At 61.8% G+C, this 18,167-nt stretch carries 11 protein-coding genes; 10 read left to right on the top strand and 1 reads right to left on the bottom strand.

Annotated elements, in window-relative coordinates; genetic code table 11:
• Positions 1-8: 8 nt before the first annotated feature.
• Entirely contained in the window at positions 9-3,188 is a 3,180-nt protein-coding gene (gene ydiJ / locus L1073_RS15925; protein WP_246900897.1) for a D-2-hydroxyglutarate dehydrogenase YdiJ, read from the bottom strand.
• Between the two features lie 239 nt (positions 3,189-3,427).
• Between ydiJ and serS the strand changes: the two genes are divergently transcribed.
• The 10 genes from serS (at position 3,428) to urtE (ending at position 18,099) form a co-directional block, all read left to right on the top strand.
• Complete coding sequence (serS, locus tag L1073_RS15920) at positions 3,428-4,705, top strand: serine--tRNA ligase (protein WP_246900895.1); 1,278 nt, start codon at positions 3,428-3,430, stop codon at positions 4,703-4,705.
• A gap of 166 nt (positions 4,706-4,871) precedes the next feature.
• Positions 4,872-5,744 carry a uroporphyrinogen-III C-methyltransferase gene (gene cobA, locus L1073_RS15915; protein ID WP_246900893.1) on the top strand — a complete coding sequence of 291 codons (873 nt, stop codon included), beginning with the start codon at positions 4,872-4,874 and terminating at the stop codon, positions 5,742-5,744.
• 283 nt (positions 5,745-6,027) lie between these two features.
• Positions 6,028-7,905 (top strand): allophanate hydrolase, encoded by a 1,878-nt coding sequence (atzF, locus tag L1073_RS15910; RefSeq protein WP_246900891.1) that lies wholly within the window; start codon positions 6,028-6,030, stop codon positions 7,903-7,905.
• The gene (gene uca, locus L1073_RS15905; RefSeq protein WP_246900889.1) at positions 7,902-11,594 is read left to right on the top strand and encodes an urea carboxylase; all 3,693 of its coding nucleotides are present in this window, start codon (positions 7,902-7,904) and stop codon (positions 11,592-11,594) included. Before atzF ends, uca begins: the two co-directional genes overlap by 4 nt.
• Positions 11,591-12,340 carry a GntR family transcriptional regulator gene (locus L1073_RS15900; protein WP_246900887.1) on the top strand — a complete coding sequence of 250 codons (750 nt, stop codon included), beginning with the start codon at positions 11,591-11,593 and terminating at the stop codon, positions 12,338-12,340. Before uca ends, L1073_RS15900 begins: the two co-directional genes overlap by 4 nt.
• A gap of 81 nt (positions 12,341-12,421) precedes the next feature.
• Entirely contained in the window at positions 12,422-13,687 is a 1,266-nt protein-coding gene (urtA, locus tag L1073_RS15895; protein ID WP_246900975.1) for an urea ABC transporter substrate-binding protein, read from the top strand.
• A 221-nt stretch (positions 13,688-13,908) separates the two neighbouring features.
• Positions 13,909-15,477, top strand: coding sequence for an urea ABC transporter permease subunit UrtB (gene urtB / locus L1073_RS15890; RefSeq protein WP_246900971.1), 1,569 nt, complete (start codon positions 13,909-13,911; stop codon positions 15,475-15,477).
• Complete coding sequence (urtC, locus tag L1073_RS15885) at positions 15,474-16,526, top strand: urea ABC transporter permease subunit UrtC (protein ID WP_246900885.1); 1,053 nt, start codon at positions 15,474-15,476, stop codon at positions 16,524-16,526. The genes urtB and urtC overlap by 4 nt, the downstream gene beginning before the upstream one ends.
• Positions 16,523-17,389 carry an urea ABC transporter ATP-binding protein UrtD gene (gene urtD, locus L1073_RS15880; protein ID WP_246900882.1) on the top strand — a complete coding sequence of 289 codons (867 nt, stop codon included), beginning with the start codon at positions 16,523-16,525 and terminating at the stop codon, positions 17,387-17,389. Before urtC ends, urtD begins: the two co-directional genes overlap by 4 nt.
• A complete protein-coding gene (urtE, locus tag L1073_RS15875) occupies positions 17,389-18,099 on the top strand; it encodes an urea ABC transporter ATP-binding subunit UrtE (RefSeq protein WP_246900880.1) in 711 nt (236 codons plus the stop codon). Before urtD ends, urtE begins: the two co-directional genes overlap by 1 nt.
• Positions 18,100-18,167: the final 68 nt, after the last annotated feature.

The raw sequence follows: 18,167 nt of genomic DNA, 5'->3' as shown, positions 1-18,167 counted from the left end.
CGACTCTCTTAGAGGGTGCGTTTGAGCGCCGCCAGCAAGCCCTGTAACGGATGCGGCAGTACAGCATCGGAGAGGCGCTTGGCCTGGCTGCGGCATGAGTAGCCGGTGGCCAGCAGGCGCCCGGCATTGGCGTCGTCCTCGACCGGCGCGCGCCACGAGAGATCGTAGATTTTCTCGGATGTCTCGCGGTTACGGGCTTCGTGGCCGTAGGTGCCGGACATGCCGCAACACCCGGTGGCGACGCTTTCCAGGCTCAGTCCGAACGTCGCGAACACCTGTTGCCAGGCCTTGGTAGCGCCCGGCGCATTGGTCTTTTCGGTGCAGTGCGTCAGCAGCTTGTAGCCAGGGTCCTCGAGCGCTGTCAGGCCCGTGGGTAGCAGGGAGCTCCCCAGTGACAGCAGCCATTCCTGCAGCAATAGCACCTCGGGCACGGCCTCGGGCCCCAGCGCCTTGACGTACTCCTGACGGTAGGCGAGCGTCATGGCCGGGTCGATGCCCACCAACGGCACGCCGAAATCGGCGAGCGTCTTGAGACGCTTCGCCTGGGTCGTGGCGGTCTTTTCGAACGCGCCCAGAAAGCCTTGCACGTGCAGCGGTTTACCGTTGGCGCGGAAGGGCGCCACGAAGACGCGAATATCCAGCCGCGAGAGCAGCTCGACGATATCCATCACCAGCTTGGCCTCGAAGTGGCTAGTGAAGGCATCCTGAACGATGATCACGCTGCGCGCTTTCTGGCGTTCGGTCAACAGGCCCAGTGCGGTGGGCGTGGCCTCGGCGATGCCCCAGGCCCTGAGTTGCTTGGTGAGACTCGCCCGAGACAGGCGTGGGGTGTCGACCATGCCCAGCGGCCCGGCGAGCAGGCGCTCTGCCAGGCGTGTGTTCAGCAGGGCGTTATATGCGGGCGCTATCGGTTTGAGATAGGGCACGAAGAATTCCAGCGAGCCGATCAGGTAGTCGCGTGGCGGGCGCAAGTAGCGGTTGTGATAAAGCTCCAGGAACTGCGAGCGAAATTCGGGGACGTTGACCTTGATCGGGCACTGGCCGGCGCAGGACTTGCACGCCAGGCAGCCGGCCATGGCGTCATACACTTCATGGGAGACATCTTCCTGGCCGCGTCGCTTGCGCAGGGTGTTGCGCAGGCGCCGCGGGAAGGCCTTGGTGGCGCCCCAGAGGCCCTCGGCTTGCTTCTGGCGTGATTCTTCGATGATATCGATGCCGGCCTGGTCCTGCAGGCGCAGCCATTCGCGCATCAAGCTGGCGCGACCCTTGGGCGAGTGGACACGTTCGCGGGTGGCCTTCCACGATGGGCACATGGCGTCATTGGGGTCGTAGTTGTAGCAGGCGCCGTTGCCGTTGCAATACACCGCGCTGGCATGGTGCTGCCAGACCCGCTCGTCGATCTGCCGATCGCGCTGCCCGCGGGTCGGCACGCCGTCGATGGTCAGCAGACCGGGATCGACCCATTTGACCGGCTCCGCCTCGGCGGCTTCAGGCGAGCTAACCGCTGCATCGTTCGTGGCAGATGTATCGGCGGGCGTGGCGATCTTGCCTGGGTTGAGCTGGTTATGCGGGTCGAACGCTGCCTTGAGGCGCTGCAGGCTGGGGTAGAGCTCGCCGAAGAACTGGGGCGCGTATTCCGAGCGCACGCCCTTGCCGTGCTCGCCCCACAGCAGGCCATGATAGCGCTGGGTCAGGGCGGCCACCTGATCGGAGATCTCGCGGATCAGAGCTTCCTGCGCCGGGTCTTTCATGTCGATGGCCGGGCGCACGTGCAATACGCCGGCATCGACGTGGCCAAACATGCCGTAGGCCAGCCCGTGGGCGTCGAGCAGGGCGCGGAACTCGGCGATGTAGTCGGCCAGGTGCTCGGGCGGTACGGCGGTATCCTCGACGAAGGGAATCGGGCGCTTTTCGCCCTTGGCGTTGCCGAGCAGGCCCACCGCGCGTTTGCGCATGGCGTAGACACGGCCGATGGCCTCGCGGCCTTCGGCCAGGGTATAGCCCAGGCGCTCGACCTGGGTATCGGTGCCGAGGTGCGTGCAGAAGGCCTCGACCCGGGCCGCCAGGCGTTCGGGATCGTCGTCATTGAACTCGACCAGGTTGATGCCGTGGATATCCTCGCCCTCGGCGGGAAAGAACTCGGCCACGCCGTCCCAGACGAAGTCCTCCATGGCCAGCGTCAGCACCTTGTCGTCGACCGTCTCGATGGAGGTGGGACGCGGCTGGGGTGAGGTGGAGAGCGCCTGCGGCTGGGTCGATGAAGAGCTGCCGCCCATCAGCGCCTTGGCATCGCGCAGGGCATCCATGAAGCCTCGGTAGCGGATGTTGACCAGCGTCGAATGTTTGGGAATCGGCAGCACGTTAAGCGTCGCCTCGGCGAGAAAGCCAAGCGTTCCCTCCGCGCCGCACAATACGCTGTTGAGGTCGAAGTCGCCGTTGTCACGATACAGGTGCGCCAGGTCGTAACCCGTGAGGCAGCGGTTGAGCGGCGGAAAGGTGGCCGCGATCAACGCGCCTTGTGTGTCGGCGATCTCACGGACGGTGCGATGCGCCTCGCCGATGCGGTCGTCGCGCGCGCAGGTCTGCGTTAGCGACTCATCGGTCAGCGGCTGGCTGTGCAGGCGTTCGCCGCCGAGCAGCAGCATGTCGAGTGCCAGCACGTGATCGCGGGTCTTGCCGTATTCGCAACTGCCTTGGCCGCTGGCATCGGTGGAAATCATGCCGCCGAGGGTGGCGCGGCTGGAGGTCGACAGATCCGGCGCGAAGAACAGCCCATAAGGCTTGAGAGCGGCGTTGAGCTGATCCTTGACCACCCCGGCCTGGACGCGCACGCGGCGGTTTTCCGCGTCGATCTCGAGGATTTGATTCATGTGCCGAGAAACATCGACCACCAAACCATCGGTGAGCGACTGGCCGTTGGTGCCGGTGCCCCCGCCACGTGGGGCGAGCACGATAGCCTGAAACTCCTCGCGCCCGGCGAGACGTGCCAGGCAGGCGAGGTCCTCGGCGTCGCGCGGATACAACACAGCCTGCGGCAAGCGCTGATAGATGGAATTGTCGGTGGCCATCACCGCGCGATTGGCATAGTCGGGGGCGATCTCGCCGCTGAAACCGGCCTGGTCGAGCGCCTCGAGAAAGCGCAGGTAGGATGTGGCGGTGCGTTCCGGTATATCCAGGGGTGCGATCATGAAGTCTCAAGCCATCGGTCAGCGCCGGGCGACGGTTTCTGCGACCGTTTGGCCGTGCGGCGTCGTCGGGACGATACAGTCTGGGGTACTTTCTTGAACGTACTTTACTGCAGCACGTTGCGCGACGCATCCCGATCGTACGCTCGAGAACGCGGCGAGCGTGGTGAACGGCGCGGCTTTTCCCTACAATGTGGGCCTATTCACGTGGCTTCATTATTTCTTTTCGACGGATAAGATCCATGCTCGATCCTAAATTGTTGCGCAGCGACCCGGCATTGGTCGCCGAACGACTGGCCCGTCGCGGCTTTACTCTCGACACGGCGCACCTCGAGACGCTGGAAGCGCAGCGTCGTGAGCTGCAGACCGAGACCGAACGTTTGCAGAACGAGCGCAATACGCGCTCCAAGGCGATCGGCCAGGCCAAGGCATCGGGCGAAGACATCCAACCGCTGCTCGACGAGGTCAGCGATCTGGGCGAGCGCCTCGACGCGGCGAAATCGCGCCTCGCCGAGGTACAGGCACAGTGGGACGAGTTCGCGGCGGCGCTGCCCAATCTGCCCCACGACAGCGTGCCCCAGGGCCTTGATGAAGCCGACAACGTCGAGCTGCATCGTTGGGGAACGCCGGGCACGTTCGATTTCGAAGTACAGGACCATGTCGATCTGGGCGCCAAGTTCGGTTACCTCGACTTCGAGATGGCGGTCAAGCTGACCGGTTCGCGGTTCGCCGTCATGCGCGGGCCTATCGCGCGTCTGCATCGTGCGCTGGCGCAGTTCATGCTCGACAAGCAGACTCGCGAGCACGGTTACGAGGAATGCTACGTCCCGTATATCGTCAATGACGATTCGCTCACCGGCACGGGGCAGTTGCCCAAGTTCGGCGAAGATCTGTTCAAGCTGGAAGGGGAGAGCGATTATTACTTGATCCCCACCGCCGAGGTGCCGCTGACCAACATGGCGCGCGAGCAGATCTTCACCCCGGCTGAATTGCCCTTGAAGCTGACCGCGCATACGCCGTGCTTTCGCAGCGAGGCCGGTGCCTATGGGCGCGATACCCGCGGCATGATTCGCCAGCACCAGTTCGACAAGGTCGAAATGGTGCAGATCGTCGAGCCGGAAACCAGCTATGACGCGCTGGAGGCCATGCGCGGGCATGCCGAGGCGATCCTCCAGGCGCTCGAGCTGCCGTATCGCGTGGTCACCCTGTGTGCCGGCGACATGGGCTTCGGCGCCAGCAAGACCTACGATCTCGAAGTCTGGCTGCCGAGCCAGGAGACGTATCGCGAGATTTCCTCGATCTCCAATTGCGAGGATTTCCAGGCGCGTCGCATGCAGGCCCGCGTACGTCATCCCGAACAGAAGAAGCCGCAACTGGTGCATACGCTCAATGGCTCCGGCCTGGCGGTGGGGCGCTGCCTGCTGGCGGTGCTCGAAAACTACCAGCAAGCCGATGGTGCGGTGGAGATTCCCCAGGCGCTGCGTGCCTACATGGACGGCGTCGAGCGGATCAACGCCTGAGTGCTGGACGCGTTGAGCGTGCCATTGCCCATATGCGGGCAATGGCACACTTCGCTACTTGGTTATAACCTTCCAACCAGACGTTCCTTCCTGCGGATGGTCTAGACCCTTATCTTTTCGGCTATATAATTTCGTGTTTTAAGTCGATTCGGGAATAAACGACGCGATGCCTGCCTCTCCCTATGACGCCACATCATGCCCACCAAGCGCCACGCCCGACTTTGGGCATGTCGCCCTGGTGGGTGCTGGCCCCGGCGATCCTGAGCTGCTGACGCTCAAGGCGCTGCGGTTGTTGCAGCAAGCCGATATGGTGCTGCATGACCGCTTGGTCAGTGATGAAATCATGGCGCTGGCCAATCCCGAGGCGCGGCGGCTTTATGTCGGCAAGGCGTGCTCCTCGCATAGCGTGCCCCAGGAAGGCATCAATCAAGCCCTGGTCGACTGGGCGCGCGCCGGTCATCGCGTGGTGCGGCTCAAGGGCGGCGATCCGTTCATTTTCGGCCGCGGCGGCGAGGAGCTGGAAACCCTGGCCCAGGCGGGAATCGCCTTCGAGGTGGTGCCGGGTATCACGGCGGCGAGCGGTTGCGCCGCCTATGCGGGGATTCCGTTGACCCATCGCGATCATGCCCAGTCGGTGCGTTTCGTCACCGGTCATCTCAAGAACGGTGGCTGCGATCTCGAGTGGCCGACCCTGGCGCGCCCGGGGCAGACGCTGGTGTTCTATATGGGGCTGGGGTCGCTGGCGACCATTCGTCATGAACTGCAGGCGCATGGCTTGCCGGGGCAGACCCCGCTGGCGCTCATCGAGCAGGGCACCACGGCGCGCCAACGCGTGCATGTGGGCACTCTAGAGACACTCCCCGAGGCAATGCAGGCGGCCATCGATGCTGGCGATATCCGCCCGCCGACATTGATCGTGGTCGGCGACGTCGTCTCCCTGCACGGCACGTTGGACTGGTTCTCGCCGGATGCCGCGACCAGCCAAGGCTGGCAAGACGGCAAACATCCCACGCCGCTGGGTAACGCCTCCAGCATCTGATCTGCAAGCGTCTCGCGCATGTTGCGGCTATCGCTTCTCCTTTGCTCCCTTTTCCTTTCCTTTTTATGTGCCACATTTTTGTGTGCCACAAAGGTGCGTTGCATCGTTGATGCTGGCCTTTATTGGTGCGACATCGGGTTGTGAGTGTCCTTGGTCGGTCGCGTTTACAACGAATTTTAAGAATAAGTTTTTGATATATAGGAATTTTATTGAGGATTCCTGATGTTGGCATGGCCCCTGCAAGCTTCTTGTATACCAGATGGAATGCAGGGGATATATGCCGATGGCCACCGACCAAGTAGAAACGAATCGTGCCAACGAAACGCCATCCTCCCTTCAAACGAAAGGGTGGGCACTCGATGAATGGCGCCATCACCAGCGAGATGGAAAGGGACTCGCCCGACTTGGAGCATTGATCGAGCATCTATCCGAGGACGACCCCGCCTGGATTGAGCTCGCCGATCGCGCTTCGCTCGAACGTCAGTGGCAGGCGCTGGAGACGCTGGCAAACGAGAAGCAAGACGATGATCTACCCCTGTATGGCGTGCCCTTCGCCGTCAAGGACAATATCGACGCAGCAGGTTGGAAGACGACGGCGGCATGTGAAGCGTTTGCGCATTGTGCCGAGGCCGATGCGACCGTCGTCGCGCGTCTGCGCGCCGCCGGGGCGATTCTGGTCGGCAAGACCAACCTGGATCAGTTCGCGACGGGACTTGTGGGAACGCGTTCTCCCTGGGGGGCGGTGCCCAACACCCATCATCCGGATTATGTCGCTGGAGGCTCCAGCGCGGGATCGGCCTCCGTGGTGGCGCGTGGGCTGGTGCCTTTCGCGCTTGGCACCGATACGGCGGGATCGGGACGCGTGCCCGCAGGGTTCAACAATATCGTCGGACTCAAGCCGACCCGGGGGTGGCTCTCGACGAAAGGGGTCGTGCCGGCTTGCCGCACTCTCGACTGCGTTTCCGCCTTTGCGCTGACGGTCGAGGATGCGTGGGCCGTGGCGGAAGTCGCGGGGGGCTATGATGAGGAAGATCCCTATGCGCGCTGCAACCCCATGACAGCCCCCGTGGGGATGGCCGAGAAGCCACGCCTGGCGATTCCCGAGACGCTCGAGTTCTGCGGCGATACCGCCATGCAGGCGGCTTTCGAGGAAGCTCGCGAGCGGCTGTCTCTGCTCGCGGAACTGGTGACCATAGATTTCTCGCCTTTCCAGGAATTGGCAGCGTTGCTCTATCAGGGCCCATGGGTTGCCGAGCGTACCCATGCCGTGGCCGAGACGCTTGAACAAGCCCCTGCCTCGATGGACCCCTCGGTACGTACCATCGTCGCGTCGGGGTACGGTTACTCGGCACTGGATTACTTCGCTGCCGAATACCGTCGTGCCGAGTTGGCACGCCACATTCAGCGTGTGTTGGCAGACGTCGATGCGCTAGTTGTACCCACGTCGCCGACCATTCGCACCTTGGTAGAAATGGCGGAAGAGCCCATCGCCTACAACAGCGAATTCGGCACTTACACCAATTTCACCAACCTTGCTGACCTGAGTGCACTGGCATTGCCTGCAGCTTTCCGCGATGACGGTTTACCCGCGGGCATCACTTTGATCGCGCCCGCTTGGCACGACCGTGCTCTGGCGACATTCGGCAAGCGCTGGCAGCAACAGAGTGGTTTGACTCTCGGGGCTACCGGACGCTCGCTATCCGACGTCATCCCGACAGAAAGCTTTCAGCCAATCGAGCCGTCGTCGACCAGCATTCGTCTGGCTGTCGTCGGTGCCCACCTGCGTGGCATGCCGCTCAATTTCCAACTGACGACACGTAATGCGGTATTCATTGAGGCGACGCATACCGCCCCCGATTACCGCCTCTATGCCTTGGCGAATACGACACCGCCGAAGCCTGGGCTGGCGCGTGACGACCATGGTGCACCGATTGAGGTTGAACTGTGGGATGTACCGCTGGCGCGGTTCGGCGAATTCGTCGCCGAGATTCCGAGCCCCCTGGGGATAGGGTCGCTGGTCCTGGCCGATGGTCGCGTCGTCAAGGGGTTCATCTGCGAGCCATGGGCGATTCCCGAAGCCAAGGATATTACCTCGCTGGGGGGATGGCGCGCCTATATCGCCTCGTTGTCAGTATCGAATGATCAGGAGACAGACGCATGAACCGGACGTCGCTTTTCAAGACTGTGTTGATCGCCAATCGTGGTGAGATCGCTTGCCGCGCGATACGCAGCTTACGCCGGCTGGGAATTCAAAGCGTTGCCGTCTACAGCGATGGCGATCGCAATGCCATTCATGTGCGTGAGGCCGATGTCGCCGTGGCGCTTGGCGGTGAGCGTGCCGATGAAACCTATTTGTCGATCGACAAGCTGCTCGCCGCAGCGCGTGAGACAGGCACCAATGCTATCTATCCAGGCTACGGTTTTTTATCCGAGAGTGCTGAGTTCGCCGAGCGTTGTGAGGCCGAGGGCATTGTGTTCATTGGTCCGACGCCGGTTCAAATTCGTGACTTTGGCCTGAAACATCGCGCGCGGGAGCTCGCACAAGCGGCTGAAGTACCGCTGACGCCGGGTAGCGAACTGCTTGAAGATGTCGAGGCAGCGGTGATGGCTGCCGAACGGATCGGCTACCCGGTGATGCTCAAATCCACTGCCGGTGGTGGCGGTATCGGCATGATGCGCTGCGCCGATGCGTCCGAGTTGCGGGCGGCTTACGATTCCGTCGTGCGCCTGGGTACGCAATATTTCAGTGATAGCGGCGTTTTCCTCGAGCGATGCATCGACGATGCGCGTCACGTTGAGGTGCAAATACTTGGCGATGGGCGCGGTAATGTCGTGGCTCTTGGAGAGCGCGATTGCTCCTTGCAGCGCCGCCATCAGAAAGTCGTCGAGGAAACCCCGGCGCCCCACTTACCCCCCGCCACGCGAGAGCGCTTGCTCGAAGCATCCGTACGTCTCGGTGAGCAGGTCGGCTATCGCAGTGCGGGGACGATCGAATTCATCTTCGATCCAGTTCAAAACGCGTTCTACTTTCTCGAAGTCAACACGCGCCTGCAGGTCGAGCACCCCGTGACCGAGGCGGTAACGGGGCTCGATCTGATCGAGCAGATGCTGCGCGTGGCTGCTGGCGAGACGCTGGACCCGGGACTCGAAACGCTCGAGCCACAGGGTGCGGCCATTGAAGTACGCCTTTACGCCGAAAATCCACTCAAGGACTTTCAGCCTAGCCCTGGGATGCTGGACGCGGTGCAGTTTCCTTCAGGATTGCCTGGCGTACGCATCGATGCAGGTGTGGAAAGCGGAAGCGAAGTATCGGCGCATTTCGATCCGATGATCGCCAAGCTGATCGTCCACGGTTGCGACCGTGACGAGGCTATTGCGCGTATGCGGACGGCGCTTGAGTCGACACGGCTTTATGGGATTCCGACCAACCTGGATTATTTGCGCGCCATCGTTGCGAGTCCCATGTTCTCGCAGGGAGAGGTCTCGACACGCGCGTTGGAGTCGCTTCACTGGGCGCCGCGTTGCGTCGAGGTCATCACGCCAGGTACGTATACCAGCGTGCAAGATGTGCCTGGGCGCGTGGGCTACTGGGATATTGGCGTTCCGCCTTCCGGCCCCATGGATGATATGGCGTTTCGGCTCGCCAATCGTGTCGTGGGCAATCCGTCCGATGCCGCAGCGCTCGAGTGCACGCTGGTCGGCCCGAAGCTCAGGTTCCACCGCGATGGCGTGATCTCGCTCACTGGCGGGGCGACGTCGGCGACCCTCGATGACCAGTCGGTGCCTCACGATCACCCTGTGGCGGTCAAGGCGGGTCAGGTACTCGCCATCGGGCAGGTGCAGAGCGGCTGCCGTTGCTATCTGGCGGTGCGTGGAGGATTGGACGTGCCAATCTATCTTGGCAGCCGTTCAACTTTCGCACTTGGCCAATTCGGCGGTTACAGCGGGCGCACGCTGGTGACAGGCGATTTGCTCGACATCGCCGAGCACACCGAGGAACTGACAACCCCTGCGCCGGCGCCGGCATCCTTGCTGCCGTCCTTCGAGAGCGAATGGCGGATCGGCGTGCTCGTTGGACCGCACGGTGCGCCTGACTTCTTCACCCAAACCGCATTCGAGCAATTCTTCGCGACCGATTGGGAAGTTCACTACAACGCCAACCGCCTGGGCGTGCGCCTGGTGGGGCCGCAGCTTGAGTGGGCTCGCAGCGATGGTGGTGAAGCCGGACTTCATCCTTCCAACGTGCATGACTGTGAATACGCTATTGGAGCGGTCAACTTCACCGGCGATAGCCCCGTCATCCTGATGAAAGATGGTCCCAGTCTGGGAGGCTTCGTCTGTCCGGTCACGGTAGCCAAGGGAGAGCTCTGGAAAGTTGGCCAGGTCAAGCCGGGAGATCGCATTCGCTTCGTGCCGATCTCGCTTGATCAGGCACAGCGCATCGAGGTTGCGCGATTGGAGGCGATCGAGACGCTGAGCTTGCCGGATGGCAATGCAGTGTCGCTGCCCGAGACTGTCCCGCCAGCGCTTATTCAGCCGCGAGTTCAGCCGAGCGGTGCCGTACCGGTAGCGTCTCACTCGCCTTGTGTGCTGGCATCGCGTCCGGCCGAAAATGCGCGTCCGGCGGCGGTTTATCGTCAGGCCGGGGATAGCTACATCCTGCTTGAGTATGGCGAGAATGTCCTTGATCTCACCACGCGGCTGCGCGTGCATCTGTTGATGGAGGCGATTCGTGACGCCTCTATCGACGGCGTACTCGAACTCGCCCCCGGTGTGAGGTCATTGCAAATTCGCTACGACGGTCACCGTCTGGCGCAGCATGACCTGCTTACGCGTTTACAAGCGCTGGACGATGCGCTCGCTGATCCGCGCGAGCTGAAAATGCCGACCCGCGTTCTGCACCTGCCAATGGCGTTCGAGGACAGCGCGACACTCGATGCCGTCCAACGCTATAGCGAAACGGTTAAATCGGACGCTCCTTGGTTGCCCAACAATGTCGACTTCATTGCCCGAATCAATGGCATTGCGCGTGAGGAGGTCGAGCGCATCTTGTTCGAGGCGCGTTACTTGGTACTGGGCCTGGGTGATGTCTACCTCGGTGCGCCCTGCGCGGTACCCGTGGACCCACGCCATCGTCTGCTGAGTTCCAAGTACAACCCAGCGCGGACCCACACGGCGGAGGGTACGGTCGGCATCGGTGGCATGTACATGTGCATCTACGGCATGGATTCGCCTGGCGGTTATCAACTGGTAGGGCGGACCGTTCCGATCTGGAACACCTGGGGGCGCAACGCCCAGTTCGCACCAGGCGCGCCGTGGCTATTGCGTTTCTTCGATCAGGTACGTTTCTACCCGGTCAGTGAGTCGGAACTGGCGCGGTTGCGTGATGACTTTCGCCATGGGCGACTCGAGCTTCATATCGATGAAGAGACCTTCGACGTTGCCGAGTATCTGCAATTTCTGGAGTCGCATGCCGATAGCATCGCGAATTTCCATGAGCGCCAACGCAACGCCTTCGACGATGAGGTTAGCCGCTGGAACGCGGCCGATATTGCGCCGCCCGCGATCGAGCAAGCTGAAGCCGCACCGGTTGAGAACGTTCGTCCCGGGATGGAACAAGTGGCCGCTTCTATCGCTGGTAATGTTTGGAAATTTGTGGCGACGCCCGGGGCCTGGGTAGAGGCTGGAGAGCCGTTGGTGATTCTTGAAGCCATGAAAATGGAGGTGGCAGTCAATGCTCCCGTCTCTGGCAAGCTCGACACGCTATTATGCGAACCGGGGAGGGCCGTCAAGGCAGGTGAAGTAGTTGCGATGATCGATACTGCGGTTCAGGAAACGGAGCCAGCATGAATCAGCGATTATCCAGCTTGCATAAGTCACATTCGAGGCGTCCTAGACTAGCCGATCATGTGTACGCAAAACTCAAGAAGATGATCTTCGATTTTGAGCTTATACCTGGAGATCATTTCAGCGAAGCCGATGTTGTCGAGCGCTTTGAAGCGAGCAGGACGCCAGTACGTGAAGCATTACAACGACTTCAGCGCGAGGGGTATGTGGAAGTCCGGTTTCGCAGTGGCTGGCAGGTGAGGCCCTTTGATTTCGAGGTTTTCGAGCAGCTTTATGACGTCAGGATGGTGCTCGAATGTTCTGCCATCGAGCGCCTTTGCGCGATGAAAAGGCAACCGACAGTCATCGAAGAGCTCAGCGAATTCTGGCGAATACCTGTAGAGAAACGTTCACACGACATCCGTTTAAGCGATGACGATCAATATTTTCATACCTCTTTGGTGGCGGCAGCAGGCAATGCCGAGATGGCCAGTATTCATCGGGATGTAAGCGAGAGAATTCATATCATTCGTCGGCTGGATTTTACCCAGGCTTCCCGAATCGAAGCGACGTTCGATGAGCATGCCGAGATTATTCATGCTATTCGCAAGCAGCACGGTGAATACGCACAGCAATTGATGCGCACCCACATTGCGGCCAGCCGAGATGAGGTGCGCAAGATCACACTGCACATGTTGCATGAAGCCAGAAAACGTCATGAGGCTCATGAGGATGAAGAATTGGTGAAAGCCAATAATCGAGGCCGATGAAATCGACCGCTCCAAGACACCAAACAATCAATAGGTCAGGAGTTATTAATGAAGCCCAACAAACTTATAAAGTGGCTGGCAATGTCCGGGGTAGCGATCGGAAGTGTCAATATGGCGGTGGCGCAGGAAGACGACACCATCAAGGTAGGCATCCTGCACTCCTTATCCGGCACCATGGCCATCAGCGAGTCGACGCTGAAAGACGAAATGCTGATGCTCATCGAGGAGCAGAACGAGAAAGGCGGGCTGCTGGGCAAGAAGCTCGAGCCCGTGGTGATGGATCCGGCGTCGGATTGGTCGCGGTACGCCGAGCAGGCACGCGACATGCTGACCGGCGACGACCAGGTCGACGTGATCTTCGGCAACTGGACCTCGGCGTCGCGCAAGGCGGTATTGCCGGTGGTCGAGGAGGAAAACGGCCTGCTGTTCTATCCCGTTCAATACGAAGGTGAAGAGTCTTCCGAGAATATCTTCTACACCGGCGCGGCACCCAATCAGCAGGCGATTCCCGCCGTCGATTACCTGAGAAGCCAGGGCGTGGAGCGCTGGGCGTTGCTGGGCACGGATTATGTCTATCCGCGCACCACCAACAAGATTCTCGAGGCGTATCTCAAGGAACATGGCGTCGCTGATGAAGACATCATGGTCAATTACACGCCGTTCGGGTTCAGCAACTGGCAGTCGATCGTCTCCGACGTGGCTGACTTTGGTAGCCAGGGCAAGAAGACCGCCGTGGTGTCGACCATCAATGGCGATGCCAACGTGCCGTTCTATACCGAGCTTTCCAATCAGGGGATCAGCGCTTCCGACATTCCGGTCGTCGCCTTCTCGGTGGGTGAGCAGGAACTCAGCGGGATCGATACCGGACCGCTGGTAGGGCACATGGCGGCCTGGAACTACTTCATGAGTGTCGATAGCGATGCCAACTACGACTTCATCGACAATTGGGTCGAATTCACCGATGACGAGACCGCCGTTACCAACGATCCCATGGAAGCGCATTACATCGGCTTCAATATGTGGCTGGAAGCGGTGCGTGAAGCCGGTACGGCAGATGTCGACGCGGTGAAGGATTCCATCATCGGGGTCACGGTGCCCAACCTTTCCGGTGGCTCCTCGGCGATGATGCCCAACCACCACATCACCAAGCCGGTGATGATTGGCGAAATCCAGGATGACGGCCAGTTCAGCGTGGTCTGGGAAACCTCGGGCAATGTCGCGGGCGATGCCTGGTCCGACTACCTTCCGGAATCGCAGAATCTGATCAGCGATTGGCGCGCGCCGCTGCGCTGCGGAAAGCTGAACGTCGAGTCGATGACCTGTGAAGACGGCGCCGGCGACGAATAAGAACGCTTGCGGTGGGCGTGTGTCGCTCACCGTTTCCTTCCAGTCAGGGCGCCCGTTGCGGCGGGCGCTCGCGAAACATGCGCCGCGATCCTTGCGGCGTGAGAAGGGTTTCTTCGATGACGCCAACTCATACAATGATATCCCGTTTGCGGGGGAAGGCCGGGTCGAGGCGCGTGAACGGATTGAAAATAGCGCCCCGACGCTGGTATTGCCTGCCGGTCATGGCTGTGCTGCTGGTGTGGTTCGCCCTCGTCTCGCCGTCGCAAGCCGATGTCTCACCGCAGCGCGCTCAGGCATTGCTGCAGGCCCTGGACACCGATGATTTCGACGCCAAGGCCGAGGCCGCACAGGCCATCGCCGCCAGCGACGCGGCACAGAAAACCCGCTGGCTGGAGGCATTTCTCGACGGTCGCCTGGGGCGCGAACGCGATGGCGAGCGTTTCTACATCATCACCGATGATAGCGGCCGCGAATGGCCGATCATCGATGCCATTACCTTCGAGGATGCCGGGACGGGCTCCCGACGCAGTGTCGATGCCTTCCGCATCAACAATACGTTGCGCACGCAGCTGCAGGGCTTGATCGCCTCGCTGTCGCTTGATGAAGGCGACGAGGCGACGCGTCTCGACGCCGCCAAGCGTTTGATCGGCGAGGTTGATGCGCAGAGTGTCGATGCGGTCGCCACACAGCTCGACAACGAAGAGAGCCCTGCGGTACGCGCCGAGATCGAGACCGCGCTGGCGCTGTATCGCGTGGAACAGGGAGAAGGCGAGGCGCTGGCGACCTTAGAGGGCAACCTCGACACCCGCGTGCGCAATTCACTGACGACCATCGCCAATAGCGATGCCCCGATTGCCGCCGACGCCGAGAAGGTGCTGGCGGGCATCGAGAACAAACGCGCCTGGTACGAGCGTGGGCAGACGCTGTTCTTCGGCTTGAGCGCCGGGTCGGTGCTGGTGCTGGCGGCGATTGGCCTGGCGATCACCTTCGGGGTGATGGGCGTGATCAACATGGCGCACGGCGAGTTGATCATGCTGGGCGCCTATACCACCTGGATGATCCAGCAGCTGTTACCCGGTCAGCCGGGGCTGGCATTGTTGCTGGCGATTCCCGGCGGCTTCCTGGTCGCGGGCGCGTTCGGCATTCTCATCGAGCGCAGCGTGATTCGTTTTCTCAAAGGCCGGCCGCTCGAGACATTGCTGGCGACCTTCGGCATCAGCCTGATTCTGCAGCAACTGGTGCGCACGGTGTTCTCGCCGCTCAATCGGCGCGTGAACTCGCCGGACTGGTTGCAGGGCGCATGGCACCTCAACGAGGCACTGTCGTTGACCCTCAATCGCCTGGGCGTGCTGATCTTCTGCCTGGTAGTGTTCGCCGCGCTATGGGCGTTGATGCGCTATACCCGTCTGGGCCTCGAAGTGCGCGCGGTGACCCAGAACCGTGCCATGGCACGCTCAATGGGTGTGCGCGCCGCGCGGGTGGACATGCTGACCTTCGGTCTGGGGGCCGGTGTAGCGGGGCTGGCGGGGGTCGCGTTGTCGCAGATCACCAATGTCGGCCCCAATCTGGGGCAGAGCTACATCGTCGACTCCTTCCTGGTGGTGGTCTTCGGCGGCGTCGGTAATCTGTGGGGCACCTTGGTCGCTGGCATGTCGCTGGGCGTGATCAATCAGGTCCTGCAGCCCTGGGTCGGCGCGGTGCTGGCCAAGGTGATCGTGCTGATCGGTGTCATTCTGTTCATCCAGAAACGTCCGCAGGGCCTCTTCGCGCCCAAGGGGCGGACGTCATGAGTCTCGCCACGATGTTCAAACGCAACTCCCTGCTCGATGAACGCTCGACCTGGGTTACCAGCGTCGTCCTGATCGTCGGCATGCTAGCGGTGGTCGTGCTGCATGCCTTGCCGTCGGATCATGCCTGGCATCTGAATGGGTCCGTCGTCTCGCTGCTGGGCAAGTACCTGACGTACATGCTGCTGGCGCTGGCGGTGGACCTGATCTGGGGATACCTGGGCATCCTGAGTCTGGGTCACGGCGCCTTCTTCGCTCTGGGTGGCTATGCGATGGGTCTTTATCTCACGGCGCAGGACGCCCCCCTGGCAGGCTGGCAAAGCGCCATGGTCCACTTTCCCGTGGCGGCGCTCGGCGTGGTGCTGGCGCCGGGGCTGCTGGCCCTGGTGTTCGGCTGGCTGGCGTTTCGCTCGCGCGTGACCGGGGTGTATTTCTCGATCATTACTCAGGCGTTGACGTTCGCGCTGATGCTGGCTTTCAACCGCAACGAGATGGGCATGGGCGGCAGCACCGGCCTGACGCGGTTCGATGAATTGCTGAGCTTTTCGCTGAGCAGCGAGGGCATGACGATAGCGCTGTTCGTGGCCTCCGGCGTGGCGGTCTTACTAGCCTTCTGGGGCTGCAAGGCGATCACCCGTTCGCGGCTCGGCCGGGTATGCATGGCCACGCGCGACGCCGAGGCGCGGGTGCGCTTCATCGGCTATCGCGTCGAGCACGTCAAGCTGGCGGTGTTCGTGCTCTCGGCGATGATCGCGGGTATCGCCGGAGCGCTCTACGTGCCCCAGGTGGGCATCATCAACCCCAGCACCTTCGCGCCGCTGTTCTCCATCGAAATCGTGGTGTGGGTCGCGCTGGGCGGTCGGGCCACGCTTTATGGGGCGTTACTCGGTGCCTTGCTGGTCAATTATTTCAAGACGCTGCTGACCGGTGTGATGCCGGATGCCTGGCTGTTTCTCCTGGGTGGCTTGTTCGTGGTGGTCACCATGTTCCTGCCGCAGGGCGTGGCGGGCTTGATGGCACACCTGCGTCGGCGTCGGGAGGTGACCACATGAGCATGACGAATGTAGAACGCCTGCGCGAATTTGCGCGCCCTGACCGTGTTTTCGATTTCATGGCGCCGGCGCGTTCGCCCGTCGACGTGCGCCATGGGCCGATTCTCTATCTCGAGGATGTCAGCGTGAGCTTCGACGGCTTCAAGGCCATCGACGACCTCAACCTGACCATCGACGACGGCGAGCTACGCTGCATCATCGGCCCCAACGGCGCCGGCAAGACCACCATGATGGATATCATTACCGGCAAGACGCGTCCCGACCGTGGCCAAGCCTGGTTCGGCAGCCGCCACAATCTATTGCAGATGGACGAGCCGCAAATAGCCAACCTGGGCATCGGGCGCAAGTTCCAGAAGCCGACCGTGTTCGAGGCGTTGTCGGTGAGTGCTAACCTCGAGCTGGCGATGGCCGGTGACCGGCGCGTGTGGAAGACCTTGCTGGCGCGTCTCGACCACGAGGGGCGCGAGCGCATCGACGAGGTGCTGGAGACCATTGCCTTGAGTGCCGAGCGCGACCGCCTGGCGGGGGTGCTCTCGCACGGTCAGAAGCAGTGGTTGGAGATCGGCATGCTGCTGATGCAGCGTCCGCGCTTATTGCTGGTCGACGAACCCGTGGCCGGCATGACCGAACCGGAAATGCACCGCACGGCGGATCTTTTGACGCGCCTGGCCGGTCAGCAGTCGGTGGTGGTCGTCGAACATGATATGGGCTTCGTGCGCTCCATTGCCCGCACCGTCACCGTCCTGCATCAGGGCAGCGTACTGGCCGAGGGCAGCATGGATGAGGTCGCCAACGACCCGCGCGTGATCGACGTCTACCTTGGCGGTGACGACGACTCAGCCGATACGCGGGAGGAGGGATAATGCTCAGTGTCGACAAGCTCAACCAGTATTACGGCGAAAGTCATATCCTGCGTGATCTCTCGCTGGACGTGCCGGAAGGGCGCTGCACCTGCGTGATGGGCCGCAACGGCGTGGGCAAGACCACCTTGCTCAAGGCCGTCATGGGCGAGGTGGCGGTGCGCGATGGCCAGGTACGCTTCGCCGAAGGGGACCTGCTCAAGCGCCGCCCGGAGACGCGGGCCGATCTGGGCATCGGTTACGTGCCGCAGGGGCGTCAGATATTTGCCACCCTGAGCGTCGAGGAAAACCTGCGCATCGGCCTGCCGGCGCGACGCAAACGTGTTCAAGGCGGGGCGGAACGCGGCATTCCCGAGCGCATCTATGAACTCTTCCCGGTACTCAAGGAAATGCGCCACCGGCGTGGCGGCGACCTATCCGGCGGCCAGCAACAGCAATTGGCGATCGGTCGCGCGCTGGTGATCGAGCCGCGTCTGTTGATCCTCGATGAGCCCGGCGAAGGCATTCAACCCAATATCGTCGTGCAGATCGGCGAGGTCATTCGTCGCCTCAATCGCGAGGACGGTCTCACCGTGTTGCTGGTCGAGCAGAAGCTGCCGTTCGCGCGCAAGTACGCTGACCGCTTCACGATCATGGATCGCGGCCAGACGGTGGCCGGTGGCGAGATCGGCGAGCTCGACGACGACCTGGTCAAACGGCATCTGACGGTATGACCCACTACGAATCGCCATCGCATCTTGCGCCGACTGAGTCGGCCGCCACGTATGCCTCGGGGCATCGC

This window comes from Chromohalobacter nigrandesensis (assembly GCF_023061285.1).
In the GTDB taxonomy this organism is placed as follows: Bacteria; Pseudomonadota; Gammaproteobacteria; order Pseudomonadales; family Halomonadaceae; genus Chromohalobacter; species Chromohalobacter nigrandesensis.
This window is presented reverse-complemented; position numbering and strand designations above follow the sequence as displayed.